Origin of the sequence: Rhizobium sp. NFR03 (assembly GCF_900111275.1) — a bacterium.
GTDB lineage: Bacteria > Pseudomonadota > Alphaproteobacteria > Rhizobiales > Rhizobiaceae > Ferranicluibacter.
In genome coordinates this window covers 625,723-642,649 of record NZ_FOGR01000004.1, presented here as the reverse complement: position 1 = coordinate 642,649, position 16,927 = coordinate 625,723, and the positions used below count along the sequence as shown (strand labels likewise).

Below are 16,927 nucleotides of genomic sequence, written 5' to 3'. Positions count from 1 at the left end.
TATACATGCCGCCGTCAATAGGGGCACGGCATGCCGACAACGGCGCTTGCTTCTTTGCGCATAACAACGACGAGTTCCTCAGATGCATGGGTTGACGGTCCAATGCTGGCAAACGCCAACCCCTCGCGGGCGGTGAAAGGCAAGGTTCGCATCCGCAAACGGCTTTCCGCCATGACCTCACCATTCTCTCGCGTCCAGGTAATGATGTCATAAAGCGCCGTCATCAACCGATCCATCTGTCATGAGCGTGTTGATCAATTCATTCGGTCCGATCCGAAGTATAAGATTTCTGGTTGAATCCTGGTAATGTTCTCTGAGCTGGACAGGCTAATTTGCATATCCTCTCATCTATTCTCTTGGCCAAACACTTAGGAAAAGTTAACTTTCCTAATATACAATTCTTTTTATAAGCTCTTGCGATCACGAAGGAAACTGACCACGGACGCCGGCGATTTGTGAATCACATCATCGCGGCAGCGGGCCGAACAAGAGAAATTGCTCTGACAAGAATTATGAAACGAGGCTGGTCCAAATGAGTTGTCGTCTTCCCGATCAGCAGGACGAATCCCTGAGCCGTCAACGCGCGCTTGAAGAAAAGCTGTGGTGGCACGAGGCGTTGATCAACAATATTCCAGCCAACCTTTATGTAGAAGACATGGAGGGACGGTTCATCATTGGCAACCGGGTGGCGTCCGAGAGCTACGGCCTTGGCACGGCGGACCGCTTCAGCGGTAAAATCGATTTGGATTTGAATGCGCATACGTTCGGACAGGAGGTGCTGTCCTCGCGAAAAGCATTGGTGGGGATGGAACAGGAAATTGTGGGTGCCGACGGCCGCAGCCGCTGGATGTTGACCTCCAGGTTTCCCATCAAAGATGCGAACGATGCGCCCGCCGGCACGGTCGGTTTTGCCTACGATATCACCGATCGCAAGGAAGCCGAGACACTGGTGCTCGCGCAGGCAAACATGTTCGGCATGGTCGCGCGCTCGGTACCAATCGAAGACATCGTCAGTAGCATCATTGTCCTGGTGGAAGCGCAGGTGCCCGGCGCCATCGGATCGGTCCAGATGTTGTCGCAGGACCGCCGCCATCTATCGGAGCCTATCGCGCCAAATCTTCCGGATGCGTTCAGGACGTCGATTGGCCAAATGAATGTCGATCACGCATTCCCGTGCGGCGGCCCTGCTGTCTTGTCAGGCGAAACCGTCATCGTCGAGGATGTGCAGTCAGATCCGGTATGGCGGGAGCTTGCCGAAGCGGCGACGACGTGCGCAATCCGTTCAAGCTGGTCGGCCCCTGTAGTGTCCTATCAAGGCGAGGTGCTCGGCACGTTCTCGCTTTATACCTCGAGCGTCGCGTCTCCGACCACGTCGCAGTCCGACATCATCGCCATGGCATCCTACATGCTGGGCGTTGCTGTCGAGCGCAAACAGGCCGAACAAACCATCCAGTTCATGGCGCGTCACGATGCGCTGACCGGACTTCCCAACCGTCTGACGTTCCACGAACGCCTGACCTCCGCTCTCGAACTGGCGAAAGAACAAGACGGTCGGGTGACACTGGCTTTCCTCGACCTCGACAATTTCAAGCTGATCAACGACAGTCTCGGCCATGATGCCGGAGATCAACTTTTGAAAACGATCGCCGACCGGGCAACGTGCAGCATCGGGAGGTCGGATCTGATCGCAAGGCTCGGCGGCGACGAATTCGTCCTTCTCCTGACGGACCCGTCGCCCGAAGGCGATTTCGGCCATGAGAGGCTTCACGATCTAAGACGCACAATCTGCGAGCCATTGACGCTGTCAGGACGCTCGTTCCAAATTACCTTCTCGATGGGCGTCGCCAGCTTTCCGGAACACGGGGATACGTCAGCAGCCCTGCTCGCCAACGCCGATCTTGCCATGTATCGCGCCAAGGCTTGCGGTCGCAACAACACGCAGTTTTTTTCGCCGGAGCTGGCCGCGATGTCTAACGCAAAGCTGCTTCATCATCAGCAACTGCGCGATGCGATTACCGGTGATCAGTTCGTTCTTCACTATCAGCCTCAGATCGACATCGACACCGGGCATATCTTCGCCTTCGAGGCACTGGTGCGCTGGAACCATCCCGACCGCGGCACGGTCTCGCCGGCCGAGTTCATTCCGCTAGCGGAAGAAACGGGGTTGATCGTGCCTATCGGCGACTGGGTGCTGAAGACGGCATGCCAGCAGAACAGGGCGTGGCAGGATGCGGGGTTCGCGCCTGTCGTGGTCAGCGTCAATGTTTCCGCCCGCCAGTTCGGCGAACCGAACTGGGCCGCGCGTGTCGCCGAAATTCTCGCAGAATCCGGCCTTGAAGCGCGCTATCTGGAACTGGAACTAACCGAAAGCCTGATCATGCAGGATTTACCGAAAGCCAGGGCCATGATGGACGAGTTGAACACGCTCGGCGTCCGGCTTGCGATCGATGATTTTGGCGTAGGATATTCAAGCCTCAGCGCGCTCAAGAGCCTTCCGGTAAATCGGCTGAAAATCGATCGCTCCTTCGTCAAGGACATTCCGGCGGACGCTGGCGACATGGCCATAACCGAAACCATTATTGCGCTGGCCCAAAAACTAGGTCTTCACGTCGTCGCCGAAGGCGTAGAGACACAGGATCAGGTAGATTTCCTGCGCGGCTGCGGTTGCAGAGAGGTTCAGGGCTATCTGTTCGGCCGTCCTATGGAAGCCCAAGAGTGCGTACGTCTGCTGGAGCGCGTGCTATCTGTAGAAAATCAAGCGGCCTGATGAGAGAATCAGGCGGTAACTGAGCGTGTGACCCAGCGACGACAGCGTTGGCAACGGCATCTTCGAGGTCCGCCGCTCGCGCCGTCTTGTTATTTCCTTCTTCGCCACTGTCGGCAATTACGACTACGGCTTCTACTGGTATCTCTACCAGGATGGCACGATCCAGCTCGAAGCCAAGCTCACCGGCATCATCCAGACGGCAGCCGTGGCCCCCGGCGAAACCTATCAGTGGGGCGGTATGGTCGATGACAATCTCGGCGGCCCGACGCACCAGCACTTCTTCAACGCCCGCCTGCATATGGATGTCGACGGCGGCGGCAATACCGTCACCGAACATGAATTCGTGCCCCGTCCCTGGGGTGACGACAACCCCTACGGCAATGTCTTCGACACATGGTTTGCCAAAGTATGTTCAGCAGAACCGCAACATCGAGAATGCCGACCTCGTGCTATGGCATTCCTTCGGCCACACCCATGTCTGCAAGCCGGAGGATTTTCCGATCATGCCCGTCGAATATGCCGGTTTCACACTGAAGCCGAACGGCTTCTTCGACGCCAATATCGCGATGGACCTGCCGGTCGAAAGGAAAGGCCAGAGCAAGGACAATCGCCCGGCGGATTGCTGTGTACAGAAGGACAAGACGAAGAGCGGCGGCTGCCACTGAGGCCCAGGACAGAACACGTGGAGGCCCGGCGCATACCGGGCCTCCTCCCGGAAGCTTTATCGCCTTGAGGGATGCGAACCGTCTGCGTCATCAGCGCAAAAAGCATGGGTAATTTCTGTTCAGGCACCGGAGAGCTGACGAAAAATGTCCGCACCATGGAAGCCTGGTTGCCAAACATGATTGCACACCGTGCTTGCCGGGCCGCTGTTAAAACGATCGGCTCGACCCCAGCGTCGTGGTCCCAGCTTTCGACACTGCCTGACCCAGCATGACCGTCTACGAGGGAAGGTACAGCTCCTTTGCCACGTCTGAGATCAAAGCCCGTAGCCAGCGATGGGCAGGGTCGCTGCGGTAGCGCACATGCCAGGCAAGCTCCACCGGAAACGTTCCGAGATCGACGGGAGCCGGCAGCACCTTCAGCCTCTCGTCCCGCGCCAGACGCTGGCAGATCAGGCCCGGTAGCGTCGCACAGTAGTCGCTCACCGCGATCATTTCGGGCACGGCCAGGAAGTGCGTGACCGATACCGCCACATCGCGCGTGACACCGCTCTGCTGCAACGCCTGGAAAAGGCCGGCCCGCATCCGTCCGGGCGGCACCACGTTGACGTGCTTCATGCGCTCGTACTGGTCCTTGGAGAGGTGATCGGCGACATCAGGATGATCTTTCCGCACCACGCAGGCGAGACCATCGTCGAGGAGGTGTTGAACGACCATGTTGTCGGGCGGATCGACGATCCTGCCGATCACCATTTCCGTGGCGCCGGACACAGCGCCGGTTTCAACGAGGTCGTTGCCGAAGGGCGTCAGGCGCAGGCGGATGCCGGGGGCCAGTTCCCTCAAACGCGCCACGATGACCGGCATCAGCACGAACTCGACATAGCTGTTGGGCGCGATCGTAAATTGGCGGGTGGCGCGCTCGGGATCGAATTCCTGCTGCCCGCCGATCGCCTCGTTGAGACTGGAGAGAGCCGCGCGCACCGCCGGTGCCAGCTCCTCGGCCATCTGCGTCGGCCGCATTCCGTAGCGCTCCCGAATGAAAAGCGGATCGCGCAAGGTGTCCCGAAGGCGGTTCAACGCGTTCGACAAAGCTGGCTGCGTCATGCCCAACCGCTCGGCGGCGCGCGTGACGTTTCGCTCGTCCATCAATGTCAGGAACACCGGCAGAAGATTAAGGTCGTACTTCATCCAGTCATATTGACGGCAGCATAACTGAAATCAAGAAGATAAATTTCCGGAATGGTGCGAGACGGGGCATGATCAGGCCATCCGAACAGTCGGACAGATCGAAAGGATCACGCACATGAACATTCTGATGGTTCTGACCTCGCATGACCAACTGGGCGATACCGGCCGCAAGACCGGGTTCTGGCTGGAAGAGTTCGCAGCTCCCTACTACGCCTTCCTTGAAGCCGGCGCCAAGATCACCGTAGCCTCACCGAAGGGCGGCCAGCCGCCGCTTGATCCCAAGAGCGACGAACCGAGCTTCCAGACGGAGCAGACGCAGCGCTTCAAGGCCGATCCCGCCGCCCAGGCGGTCCTGGCCGAAACCGTCCCGCTCGCCTCCGTCTGGCCAGAAGATTACGATGCGGTGTTTTATCCCGGCGGTCATGGCCCGCTCTGGGATCTGGCGGAAGACAAGGACTCCATCGCCATCATCGAATCCCTGTCCCGCGCCGGCAGGCCTGTTGCCTTCGTCTGCCACGCACCGGGCGTCCTGCGCCACGTGAAGGCCGCAGACGGCACGCCGCTGGTCCAGGGCAGAAAGGTCACCGGCTTCAAGAACTCGGAAGAAGACGGCGTTGGATTGACGACGATCGTGCCCTTCCTGGTCGAAGACGTGCTGAAGCAGAACGGCGGCCTCTATTCCAGCGGCCCCGACTGGTCGTCTTATGTGGTCCAGGATGGGTTGCTGATCACCGGCCAGAACCCCGGCTCCTCGCTCGAGACGGCTGCCGTCCTGATCAAGACCCTGCGAATGGCCAAAGTCGCCTGAGGACCCTACGAGGCACCGCCGCAAGGCGACGCCTCCTCATTCCTGAAGACACGTACTGCGGATCTATCGCCGACGGCAGGCGGCGTTTCCCTCACCCCGGCAAGCTGAATCCACTCAGCCGAGGCTTGCAGGGCTCAGGGTGCGCGACGCATGCGAAGTTGCCTACAAGTGCCGCCATATTACCGGCAAGGCTCTGCCCTCGGTAACGGACTCTTGCTAAGTTCTAGACCATCTGCTCTCGGTCCATGACGAAGGTTCGGGTCTGCTTAGCTTCTGCAAGACCTGAGCTTGTCGTTGGGGAACTGGTCCCCGGCCTCGCTATTGATAGTCCAAGGTCGCCCCGAAACCTTAAACCGCCGACGGCTCACTACTGTGGGAGAAGCCCTGCCCTTTGGTAGCTCGTGATCATCGCATCGAAGATGGTGATATCGGAACGGCTGCGTGCAACAAGCTGGGCACCGGCGATCGCTGCGAAGATGGCACGTGCCCGGTCCTCCGCGTTCTCCTTCTCAACCATCTCCGCCTCGATCAAGCGGTCTTGGAGCCACGCAACGTTGACGTCGGCGAACGTCTGGACCTGCCTTCGAACCGGCTCCGGGAGATCGTCGTACTCGGCGCCGAGGAAGCTTCCAAGGCAGAGGCGGTTGCCATTTACCAGCGAGTTCCGAAACGTGTCGGGGTACTCGCGCAGGCTCGCCTTTGGATCTTGATGGCGGCTTTCCACCTCGTCCAGCCAAGCCTTCGTATCCTGCCAGTACCGTTCCGCGATTGCTGCAGCGAGCTCAGCCTTGCTTGCGAAATGATGGTAGATACTGGCAGCCTTGATGCCGACCTCACCCGCCAGTTCGCGCATGTTCAAGCCACCATAGCCATGTGCTTGGGCACTCAGCCGACCGGCAGCCAGAATGGCTTCTTTCGCATTCGCACTCATTCCGTAGCCCTCTCATCTTGCCTACCGATTGTTAGATAGGGGTTGACGGATCAGAAAGATAGTCTTAGCTACCACCTAACGATTGTTAGTTAGGATGAGAACGATGACGAGCGAACTGAATTATCTTGATGCCACGAAACTTGCAGAACTGATCCGGACGAAGGAGGTATCGCCCGTCGAGATCATGCAGGCACACCTCGATCGGATCGAAGCGACCAACCCTCACGTCAACGCGATCGTCACCGTCGCTGCGGGCGCACTGGACGCAGCGAAGGCTGCGGAAGCCGCCGTTCTTGCCGGAGGTGAGCTTGGGGCCCTCCATGGCGTGCCGTTCACAGTCAAGGATTCGATCGACACGGGCGGCGTACTCACGCAGCGGGGCTCGCCGATCTTCAAGGGCCGCCTCCCGGACGAAGATGCCACGAGCGTCGCCCGCATGAAGAAAGCCGGCGGCATCCTGCTGGCCAAGACGAACCTTCCGGAATTCTCTTACTGGATTGAGAGCGACAATCTTCTCTCCGGCCGCTCGAACAATCCCTGGGATCTCGATCGCACGCCGGGCGGATCGAGCGGAGGCGAGTCTGCTGCCATTGCAGCCGGGATGTCACCGATCGGCCTTGGAACCGACCTTGCCATATCGGTCCGCGGACCGGCAGCACAAACGGGGATCACATCGATGAAGGCGACGCACGGACGCGTGCCGATGACCGGCATCTGGCCGCGCGCTCCGCGCCGTTTCTGGCATGTCGGACCCATGGCCCGCTCGGTCCGCGATATCGCGCTTGCCTTCTCGCAACTGGCGGGACCTGACGGCAAGGATGCCTTTGCCAGCAGCACCACCTTGTTCGACGCTGGTCTTGGTCAGCAGCCGTCCCGTCAACTCCGTGTCGGCTGGATGGTCGGTCCAGGATTTGGTCCGGTAGACCCCGAGGTTGCTGCGACAGTCAAATCAGCCGCCGCGGCCTTGAGCGACATCGGCGTCTTTGTCGAGCAGGTCGGCATTCCCGCGCTTGAGCGAGACTTCGCACTCGACGTCTTCAACCGCCTGCACGTCATGGAAATGAAACCCGCTTTCGAGGAGGCGATTGCAGGTCGCGGAGACGATGAGCTCTACAAGATGGCCAAGACCATGCTGGCCCTGCCGGACACGTCCATGAAGGACTACATCGACGCCGAGCAGGTCGCCGAACGGCTTCGGGATGGCTATGCCGACTACTTCTCCCGCTATGACGCCCTGATCACGCATGTGCTACCGATCCCGGCCCATAAGCACGGCGTCGAGGCGTTCGTCATCGATGGGCAAACCGTTGATGCGACCTATCTCCAGGGTGCCACCGTGCCGCTCAACATCACCGGCCTGCCCGGGGTGTCGATGCGGTTCGGGACCAGTAGCGAGGGAATGCCGATCAACGTTCAGATCGTCGGCGCCTGGCAGGCAGAGTCAACGATCCTGCATGTCGCCTCGCTGCTGGAAAGCGTCAGCTCGGTGCGTGGCCTGCACCCGAACCTATAGTCCCGTCTACGGGATCGCCGGTCGTGATGCTGGTCGGCGATCGTTGACATCGACACACTCCTGGTATGTTTCGGCATCCCCTCATTGACACCGCCGACGCCGCATTCGCTGTCGTAAACATCCCCTTGACAAACAAGGTCTGCACCTATTTTAATCATGCAACACGATTAAGCAGTCGTCGTATTTTACATGGCCTTTAGTGGCCACTGGGCAGTTTGGCCTCATGACGTCCCGCATTCCGCGGGAAACGCGTCATGAGGCTTTTTCGTTTTGGGTTTGTCATGCACGACGCGGTAAAGATCGGCATCCTGTACTCCACCATCGGTCCGTACGGATCGATGGGGCGGGACGCCCGGGATGGTGCGAAACTCGCGATCGACGAGCTGATGAAGACGTATGGTGATCGCATCAAGCCGGAATTCGTCGATCCGAAGGCGCATATTCCCAACTATCTGGATGGTGCGCGCACCATGTTACGGGACCGGGGTTGCCGGCATATCGTGGGCACCATTACGTCGCTGGCAAGAAAGGAAGTTCTTCCCCTCGTCGAGAAGCACGACGGCCTCTTGTGGTACATGTGCCCTTACGAAGGCTTCGAGGCCAATGAAAACGTCGTCTACATCGGCGGCTGCCCCAACCAGCATCTCCTGCCTGTTTTCGATTATCTCCTGCCACGATATGGCAACCGGCCTTATCTCGTCGGCGCAAATTATGTCTGGGGCTGGGAAATGAACCGGCTGGCGCGGGAACTGATTGGCGCTGCAGGCGGCGAGGTTCTGGGAGAACGCTATCTGCCGTTCGAGGAAACCGCGGTCGAGCGGATCGTCTCCGACATCGAACAAAGGCGGCCCAGCTTCATTCTCAACAACCTGATCGGCCCATCGAGCTACGCCTTTCTGGCTGCGATCAAGGCGCTCGGCGCGCGCGACCCGGCCTTCAGGCCTGAAAACTGCCCGGTCGTCAGCTGCGATCTGACCGAATGTGAGCTGTCCGACATCGGTGTCGGCGTCGCCACGGGGCAACTCAGTGCCGCAGCCTACTTCGACAGCCTCGCCACGCCGGAAAACGTGGACTTCAAGCAAAAGGTGGCGGCACGTTTCGGCGCCAGCCGGCGCATATCGAGCGTGTTCGCCTGCGCCTACACGTCCTTGAAGTTATGTGCCGAGGCGATCATCGCTGCCGGCACGGACGACCCGGTCGCTGTGCGTCAGCGCCTGTCGGCCTCACCCGCGCGGTCCGTTCTCGGGCCAATCCTGATCGACCCGGAAACCCATCACGCGGCTTTGCCGTTTCATCTCGGCCGCATTACAGATGAAAACGGATTCGAGATCGTGACCTCGCAAGCGGCGATTGCCGCCGACCCCTATCTGACCGGGCGCAACCGTCGACCGGTGCCGCAATTGCGGGTCGTTTCATGAAGGAAACACCGAACTTCACAGGCTGGCACGCAGCGCTCCTGCACCGGGAAGACAGCATGACCGACCGCCTCGTGCGGCAGCTCAAGCTGTTGGGCTGCTCCGTGACGCAGCAATGGCAGCCGCTCGCCGAGGACGCGTTGCCCGACATCGTGCTGGTGGATGCGGATCAGGGCTGGGATGGCCTTCTGCCCTGGCCGCGCGGAACCGCACCCCGCCCTATGGTAGCGCTCCTCGGTTCTGAAGCCCCCGGGCGGATCGCCTGGGCGATCCAGCAGGGAGCCGGGGCGATCATCGCGAAACCGCTCTCGGTTTCCGCCGTCTATCCGGCGCTCGTCATGGCACTCGACATCCACCGGGAGCGCCTCGCGGTCGCGGAGAAGATCCAGCATCTCGAAGAGAGGGTCCGGCTGAGACCGCTCGTGCATGCCGCCGTCCAGCAGATTATGGCCGCACGCAAGGTCGATGAGCACCATGCCTACAACACCCTGCGCAGCTGCGCCATGAAACGGCGGATGGCCATGGAGCAGATGGCAGCCTCCATCGTCGGTGGCGCAGAGCCGATGCCGGAGGCCGTCTGATGCGCGTCCTGAAAACGATGATCCGCCAGCCGTCGGCGCTTTTCGGTCTGTTCATTGTCGTGCTCGTCATGGGGCTTGCTATCGCCGCACCCCTGATCGCGCCCTACAGCCCGAATGAACAGATGTTCGACGGCCTGACGCTCGAAGGCGCGCCGATGCCGCCGGGCGCGCAGTTTCTACTCGGGACCGATACGCTGGGCCGCGATCTCCTTTCCCGGCTTCTCTACGGCGCCCGAACGTCTCTCGTGATCGGTCTCGTGGCCAACGGGATCGCTGTGTCCATCGGCCTTCTCATCGGCATCCTGGCGGGTTACGTGCGCGGCCTCTTCGGCAATCTGTTGATGCGGTTCACGGATCTGATGATGGCGTTTCCCGCATTGCTGCTTGCAATCGTGCTGGCGGCGCTTCTGCGACCCAGCCTCTGGATCGTCGCGATGGTCATTGCCTTGGTGAACTGGGTTCAGGTCGCGCGGATCGTCTACACGGAAACGCGCGGCCTCGTGGAGCGGGACTTCATTCTGGCGGAGCGCGCGCTGGGGGCGGGCCATCTCAGAATTCTCTTTCATCACATCCTGCCGCATCTGATGCCGACGGCCATTGTCTGGGGCACGCTCGGCATCGCGACGACAGTGCTTCTGGAGGCGACCCTGTCGTTTCTCGGCATCGGCGTACAGCCGCCGCAACCGTCATGGGGCAACATCATTTTCGAGAGCCAGAGTTATTTTCAGGCCGCGCCCTGGCTGGTCTTCATTCCCGGCGCCGTGATCCTGCTGACGGCGCTGTCCTTCAATCTCGTCGGCGACGCGCTGCGCGACATCCTCGATCCGACCCAGCGCGGGAGAGGTTGAGATGGTCCTGCTGCTTGCCCGCCGCGTCATTCAGACGGTTTTGATCCTGCTCGGCGTCGCTGCGATCACGTTCCTTTTGCTCTACGCGCTGCCTGCCGATCCTGCGCGCATGATCGCCGGCCGCAGCGCCACGGCGCAGACCGTCGCCAACATCCGGCATGAACTCGGACTCGACAAGCCGCTGGCGGCCCAGTTCTGGGCCTATCTCCAGGGCATCGTCACGGGAGACCTCGGCCGGTCCTATGCGCAGAAGACGGATGTCGGCACGCTCATTGCCGCCCGGCTTCCCGCCACGCTCGTGCTCATGGCAGCCGGTATCTTCATCGAGGTCCTGCTGGGCATCACCTTCGGCATCGTCGCGGCCATACGTCGCGGCGGCGCGGTCGACCGGATCGTGATGATGGCGTCTTTCGTTGGGGTCTCCGCACCGCAATTCGTGGCTGCCCTGCTGCTGCTTTATCTCTTCGCCGTCACGCTTGGATGGTTCCCGATGAGCGGTTTCGGCACCTTCGCGCATGTTGTTCTACCCGCGACAACGCTCGGCATTCTCGGTGCCGGCTGGTATGCGCGCATGGTGCGCTCGGCGATGATCGAAGTGCTGAACCAGGACTATGTCCGGACAGCACGGGCCAAAGGCCTGTCTTCCGCCCGTATCGTCCTTCGCCATGCGTTGCCGAACGCACTTCTGCCGATCATCGCGATGATCGGCATCGACATCGGCCAATTCATGGGCGGCGTGGTCGTGGTTGAAGCCGTCTACGGATGGCCGGGCATCGGGCAGCTTGCCTGGCAGGCCATCCAGCAAGTCGATATTCCCATCATCATGGGCGTCACGCTGGTGTCGGCACTTGCCATCGTTCTCGGCAATCTCCTTGCCGACATCGTCACGCCACTGATTGATCCGCGCATTCGGGCGCGCTGATTGCAAACCGCAGCCAAAACTAAAAGGGGAACTCAAAATGCTCAAACGCTGGCTTCGACAGACAACCATCGCCGTGACGCTTGCCGTCACGCCGGTGTGCGCCTTCGCTCAGGATGCCCCCGCACAGGGCGGCGACATCGTCATCACCTACAAGGACGATATCGCCACACTCGATCCCGCAATCGGCTATGACTGGGTCAACTGGTCGATGATCAAGAGCCTCTACTCCCGCCTGATGGACTATAAGCCGGGAACGCCGGAGCTCGTTCCGTCGCTAGCCGAGACCTTCGAGGTTTCGCCGGACGGCCTGACCTACACCTTCAAGCTTCGCAAAGGCGTGAAATTCTCAAACGGTCGCGACGTCGTCGCATCGGACGTGAAATATTCGATCGAGCGTGCCGTGAACCCGAAGACGCAAGGGCCGGGCGCGGGCTTCTTCGGCGCCATCAAGGGGTTCGATGCCCTCTCGGGCGGCACGTCCGAGACGCTGGAAGGCATCGAAGTGCCTGACGATGCGACTGTGGTCTTCCATCTGTCGCGACCCGATGCGACCTTCCTGCATGTTCTCGCCATCAACTTCGCATCCGTGGTTCCGAAGGAGGCCGTCAAAGCTGCCGCCGGCGATTTCGGCAAGAGTCCCGTTGGCTCCGGCACGTTCGTCCTGAAGGAATGGGTCATCGGGCAGCGTCTCGTCTTCGAACGCAACCCCGCTTACTTCGTCAAGGACATGCCTCATATCGACCGATTTACCGTCGAGGTGGGCCAGGAACCGCTGGTGGCGCTGCTGCGTCTCCAGAAGGGCGAGGTCGATATTGCCGGCGATGGCATCCCTCCGGCGAAGTTCCTCGAGATCCGAAACGCCCCGGACGGTGCCGACATGATCGTGGACGGCGAGCAGCTGCATACGGGTTATGTGACACTGAACACCAAGGTAAAGCCGTTCGACGATCTGAAGGTTCGCCAAGCCGTCAACATGGCGATCAACAAGGAGCGCATCACCCGCATCCTCAACGGTCGTGCGACGCCCGCCAATCAGGTGCTGCCGCCATTGATGCCCGGATACGACAAGAGCTACACCGGTTACGGCTACGACGTCGCCAAGGCCAAAGCCTTGCTGGCGGAAGCGGGGCTTGCCGATGGCTTCGAGACGATCCTCTATTCGACCAACACCGATCCGCAGCCTCGCATCGCTCAGGCGATCCAGCAGGATCTCGCCGCCATCGGCGTCAAGGCCGAGGTGCGGGCACTGGCGCAGTCGAACGTGATTGCCGCGGGCGGCACCGAAGGCGAAGCGCCGATGATCTGGTCCGGCGGCATGGCCTGGATCGCCGACTTCCCGGATCCGTCGAACTTCTACGGACCGATTCTTGGTTGCGCGGGCGCGGTACCGGGCGGGTGGAACTGGTCGTGGTATTGCAATCCTGATCTCGACAAGCGCGCGATCGCGGCGGACTCGATGTCCGATCCCGCCAAGGCGTCCGAGCGTACCGCGGCGTGGGAGAAGATCTTCACCGACATCATGGCCGATGCACCCTGGATCCCGGTGACGAACGAGCGCCGCGTGGTTGCCAAGTCGCCGCGCATGGGTGGCGAGGACAATATCTATATCGACCCGACGCGAGTGATCAACTACGACGCGATTTTCGTGAAACCGTAGACATCCCAGGATGCACCCTCTTCCCGGATCTTGGCAGAGGGTGCGTCAAAAAATATAGGCAAGCTTATCGAGGGGAACACCATGTGCGTCGCTTGCACCTACACCATTCACCGCGCCCAGCATAATTTCGGCTGGAACAAGGACTTCGAACCGGCCGTCGTCGCCAAACCGGGCGAGACCATTCACTTCGAATGCCTGGACTCGTCCGGCGGGCAGCTCGGGGCCGGTTCGACACTTGAGAGCCTTGCAGCGCTCGATTTCGGAAAGATCAACCCGGTCACCGGCCCTGTATATGTCGAGGGTGCGACCCCAGGCGATGCGCTCAAGGTCACGATCCGCCGGTTTATTCCCTCCGGCGTTGGCTGGACGGCCAATATTCCCGGTTTCGGGCTGCTTGCGGATCAATTCAAGGACCCTGCCCTGCATGTCTGGACCTATGATGCCAACACCATGGCGCCATCGCTCTTCGGACCCGGCGGCAAGGTGCCGCTGAAGCCTTTCGCCGGCACGATCGGGGTCGCACCGGCCGAACCGGGTCTTCATTCCGTCGTGCCACCCCGCCGTGTGGGCGGCAATCTCGATATTCGCGACCTGACGTCGGGCGTCACGCTCTACCTGCCGGTCGAAGTCGAGGGCGCGCTCTTCTCGATTGGCGACACGCATGCGGCCCAGGGGGACGGCGAAGTTTGCGGCACCGCCATCGAGAGCCAAATGGAAGTCGAAGCGACCATCGAACTCGTCAAGGACGCGCGGCTTCAAAGCCCGCGCTTCACCACGACGGAGCCGGTGACACGCCATCTAGACGGCATGGGCTATGAGGTCACCACGGGGATCGGGCCCGACCTGATGACGGGCGCCCGCGAAAGCGTCATGCGGATGATCGATCTGCTGGTCGCCGAACATGGCATGAGCCCTGTCGATGCCTACATGCTCTGCTCCGTCTGCGGTGATCTCCGGATCAGCGAGATCGTCGATATGCCCAACTGGGTCGTATCCTTCTATTTCCCAAGAATCGTATTTTCGTGATGATCCCCGCTTCGGTTCTTGCAGTTGACAAGCTCTGCGTGGACGCGCGCACGCCAGAGGGCCTGCGGCGCGTCATCGACGACGTCAGCTTTTCGTTGACTGCCGGTGAGACACTCTGCATCGCCGGAGAAAGCGGCTCGGGCAAGTCCGTGACGTCGCTCGCCATCATGGGGCTTCTCCCGAAGACGTCGCTGCAGATCGCATCCGGCAGCATCGCCTTGGAGGGTCGCGAACTTTCACGGCTGCCGAACCGGGCCATGCGCAGCGTGCGCGGTGGCGATATCGCCATGGTGTTCCAGGAGCCGATGACATCCCTCAATCCGGTCATGTCCATCGGCGCGCAACTGACCGAGGCGATCCGCGAACATCAGGGGTCGGAAGGGAAAAGCGCCGATGCCACGGCGTTGCGCATGCTCGATGCCGTCCACATGTCCGAGCCCGCCAAGCGGCTGAAGCAGTATCCGCACGAACTGTCCGGCGGCATGCGCCAGCGGGTGATGATCGCGATGGCGCTGTCATGCCGGCCGAAGGTGTTGATCGCCGACGAGCCGACGACGGCGCTCGACGTCACGGTTCAGGCGCAGATCCTCAGGCTTATCAACGAATTGAAGCGCGAGTTCGGCGCCTCCGTCGTTCTCATCACCCACGACATGGGCGTCGTCGCCCAGATGGCCGACCGCGTCATCATCATGCAGTCCGGCCGCATCATCGAGCAGGGCGAAGCCGTGCCGCTCTTCGGTGCTCCGAGGGAGAGATACACACGCGAACTTCTGGCGGCCGTGCCGCGGCTGGGCTCCTGCTCCGGCACTGAAGGGCCGCCGCGAAAGGGGGCGCAGCCGGCCCAACCACCAGCAGCGGATCGTCAGCCGGTTCTCACCGTTCAGAAGCTGGACGTCACCTACGGCAAGGCGACAGGCTGGCTGTTCGGCAAGACCCCGCCATTGCCGGTCGTCAGCGATGTGTCCTTCGAGATTCTGCCCGGCCAGACGCTGGGTCTCGTGGGCGAAAGCGGTTCGGGTAAGTCCACAACTGGGAAAGCCGTTCTCGGCCTCCTGCCATTCAAGGGCAATGTCGTCATCGACAACAGGAATATCGCCGGATTGAGCCAGCGCCAGATGCGCCCCGTGCGCCGCTGCGCACAGATGATCTTCCAGGACCCCTATGCCTCTCTTGATCCCCGCATGGCGGTCGGCGCAGCGATTGCCGAACCCCTCGTCATTCATGGACTGGCAAACAAAGGTGAACGCGAGGATCGGGTGGCCGACCTTCTCCGCCGGGTCGGTCTCGCGCCGGATTCCGCAAGCCGCTATCCGCACGAATTTTCAGGCGGCCAGCGCCAAAGGATCTGTATTGCGCGCGCTCTGGCGCTCGGCCCGAAGCTGATTGTCGCGGACGAAAGCGTGGCAGCCCTCGACGTTTCCGTCAGAGCCCACGTGCTCGATCTGATGCTGGAACTCCAGGAAACGATGGGGCTCGCCTATCTGCTGATCTCGCATGACATGGCGGTGATCGAGCAGATGTCCCATAACGTCGCGGTGATGCGGTCGGGCCGTATCGTCGAGATGGGCTCGCGCCGGTCCGTATTCGAGACTCCCCGCAATGCCTATACGCAGGCCCTCATCGAAGCGGTCCCCGTGCCCGATCCGAGACGCCGCCATCTCGTATGAAGCAGCGCTGCGGTAACGCGTCCGTATACTGCCCCAGGCTCCGCGACTGAATGTTCCAATAAATAGGCAAAATCTATCACTGCCTAAGAAAATGGCTTGACTCCACAGTGCGCTGCTGATTGCATAACAACCAATTCAAATTGGTTCGAACCATTATGATTGCATCGGTCCTCGATAACTCCGCTATCGCTCTCGAAAAGCTTCGCACGCTTCTCGCAACCCTGGCCGGACGCGAGGAAACGAAGCTTCCAACCGAGCGGGCCTTGTCGGAAACCTTCGGCGTCAGCCGGGGTGCCATACGGCGAGCGCTGGAAGTTCTCGAAGCGGATGGTTTGGTCTGGCGTCTCCAAGGCTCGGGCACCTACGCCGGACGCCGCCCACAGGAGATCCGGACGGACGGCGGCCGGCCGCCTCTCGCAACCAATTTCACTGAGATCATGGAAGTCCGGCTACGGATCGAGCCGCCGCTGGCGCAGCTTGCCGCTGTCCGCGCCACGGCGGACGAGATTGCCCGCATGCGCGAGCTCACCGTCCGCATCGGCCAGACGGAAGATGCGGATGCGCGTGAACTCTGGGACGGCGCGCTGCATCGGCAAATCGCCGCCAGCGCCCGCAACGGCCTTTTCCTTGCTCTGTTCGACACGGTGAACAAAATCCGTCAGGACGAGACTTGGCGGGTCATTCGCGAGCGCGCTCGAACGCTTGCCAATTCCCGCGAGACCACCAAGGGTCAGCATTCCGCCATCATCGATGCCATCGAGGCGCGCGATCCCGTGGGGGCCGGCGAAGCGATGCGCGACCATCTCCTGCTGATCCAGGAAATTCTGATCCGTCAAACGTCTCTGGAACCCGTGCCAGCGGGGGTTCCAGCGGAGCCGTCGTCCTCCTCCGACACCAGCACCGACGCGGGCATAGAGTCTTTGATCGAACTCACCTGATCCC

14 protein-coding genes and 1 pseudogene are annotated in these 16,927 nt (G+C 61.0%); 12 read left to right on the top strand and 3 right to left on the bottom strand.

Translation table 11 applies throughout. The features are described from left to right. Positions 1 to 14: 14 nt before the first annotated feature. The gene (locus BSG19_RS16125; protein WP_139274785.1) at positions 15 to 224 is read right to left on the bottom strand and encodes a hypothetical protein; all 210 of its coding nucleotides are present in this window, start codon (positions 222 to 224) and stop codon (positions 15 to 17) included. Positions 225 to 532: 308 nt separating this feature from the next. On the opposite strand from BSG19_RS16125, the gene BSG19_RS16120 reads away from it, so the two are divergent. Beyond that, positions 533 to 2,767 carry a putative bifunctional diguanylate cyclase/phosphodiesterase gene (locus BSG19_RS16120; RefSeq protein WP_092989000.1) on the top strand — a complete coding sequence of 745 codons (2,235 nt, stop codon included), beginning with the start codon at positions 533 to 535 and terminating at the stop codon, positions 2,765 to 2,767. A 52-nt stretch (positions 2,768 to 2,819) separates the two neighbouring features. Next, positions 2,820 to 3,432, top strand: a pseudogene (locus tag BSG19_RS16115) (hypothetical protein); the annotation flags it as partial. Between the two features lie 276 nt (positions 3,433 to 3,708). Here BSG19_RS16115 and BSG19_RS16110 read toward each other — a convergent pair. Further along, positions 3,709 to 4,617 (bottom strand): LysR family transcriptional regulator, encoded by a 909-nt coding sequence (locus BSG19_RS16110; protein WP_092988999.1) that lies wholly within the window; start codon positions 4,615 to 4,617, stop codon positions 3,709 to 3,711. Positions 4,618 to 4,732: 115 nt separating this feature from the next. On the opposite strand from BSG19_RS16110, the gene BSG19_RS16105 reads away from it, so the two are divergent. Further along, complete coding sequence (locus tag BSG19_RS16105; RefSeq protein WP_092988998.1) at positions 4,733 to 5,425, top strand: type 1 glutamine amidotransferase domain-containing protein; 693 nt, start codon at positions 4,733 to 4,735, stop codon at positions 5,423 to 5,425. A 367-nt stretch (positions 5,426 to 5,792) separates the two neighbouring features. On the opposite strand, the gene BSG19_RS16100 is transcribed toward BSG19_RS16105, so the two are convergent. Continuing rightward, positions 5,793 to 6,356, bottom strand: coding sequence for a TetR/AcrR family transcriptional regulator (locus tag BSG19_RS16100; protein WP_092988997.1), 564 nt, complete (start codon positions 6,354 to 6,356; stop codon positions 5,793 to 5,795). Positions 6,357 to 6,459: 103 nt separating this feature from the next. Here BSG19_RS16100 and BSG19_RS16095 point away from each other — a divergent pair, with 103 nt between their 5' ends. The 9 genes from BSG19_RS16095 to BSG19_RS16055 all read left to right on the top strand — a co-directional run bounded on the left by BSG19_RS16095 (position 6,460) and on the right by BSG19_RS16055 (position 16,923). Continuing rightward, positions 6,460 to 7,869 (top strand): amidase, encoded by a 1,410-nt coding sequence (locus tag BSG19_RS16095; RefSeq protein ID WP_092988996.1) that lies wholly within the window; start codon positions 6,460 to 6,462, stop codon positions 7,867 to 7,869. 281 nt (positions 7,870 to 8,150) lie between these two features. Continuing rightward, the gene (locus tag BSG19_RS16090; RefSeq protein ID WP_092989130.1) at positions 8,151 to 9,287 is read left to right on the top strand and encodes a transporter substrate-binding protein; all 1,137 of its coding nucleotides are present in this window, start codon (positions 8,151 to 8,153) and stop codon (positions 9,285 to 9,287) included. Continuing rightward, positions 9,284 to 9,865 (top strand): ANTAR domain-containing response regulator, encoded by a 582-nt coding sequence (locus BSG19_RS16085; RefSeq protein ID WP_092988995.1) that lies wholly within the window; start codon positions 9,284 to 9,286, stop codon positions 9,863 to 9,865. Before BSG19_RS16090 ends, BSG19_RS16085 begins: the two co-directional genes overlap by 4 nt. Beyond that, on the top strand, positions 9,865 to 10,713 hold the full coding sequence (locus BSG19_RS16080; RefSeq protein ID WP_092988994.1) for an ABC transporter permease: 849 nt from the start codon (positions 9,865 to 9,867) through the stop codon (positions 10,711 to 10,713). Before BSG19_RS16085 ends, BSG19_RS16080 begins: the two co-directional genes overlap by 1 nt. 1 nt (position 10,714) lies before the next feature. Continuing rightward, positions 10,715 to 11,635, top strand: coding sequence for an ABC transporter permease (locus tag BSG19_RS16075; RefSeq protein ID WP_092988993.1), 921 nt, complete (start codon positions 10,715 to 10,717; stop codon positions 11,633 to 11,635). Positions 11,636 to 11,672: 37 nt separating this feature from the next. Beyond that, positions 11,673 to 13,292, top strand: a complete 1,620-nt coding sequence (locus BSG19_RS16070; RefSeq protein ID WP_092988992.1) for an ABC transporter substrate-binding protein — start codon at positions 11,673 to 11,675, stop codon at positions 13,290 to 13,292. A gap of 81 nt (positions 13,293 to 13,373) precedes the next feature. After that, on the top strand, positions 13,374 to 14,318 hold the full coding sequence (locus tag BSG19_RS16065; protein ID WP_092988991.1) for an acetamidase/formamidase family protein: 945 nt from the start codon (positions 13,374 to 13,376) through the stop codon (positions 14,316 to 14,318). Next, positions 14,309 to 15,985 carry an ABC transporter ATP-binding protein gene (locus BSG19_RS16060; protein ID WP_092988990.1) on the top strand — a complete coding sequence of 559 codons (1,677 nt, stop codon included), beginning with the start codon at positions 14,309 to 14,311 and terminating at the stop codon, positions 15,983 to 15,985. The genes BSG19_RS16065 and BSG19_RS16060 overlap by 10 nt, the downstream gene beginning before the upstream one ends. A gap of 155 nt (positions 15,986 to 16,140) precedes the next feature. After that, the gene (locus tag BSG19_RS16055) at positions 16,141 to 16,923 is read left to right on the top strand and encodes a FadR/GntR family transcriptional regulator (protein WP_092988989.1); all 783 of its coding nucleotides are present in this window, start codon (positions 16,141 to 16,143) and stop codon (positions 16,921 to 16,923) included. Positions 16,924 to 16,927: the final 4 nt, after the last annotated feature.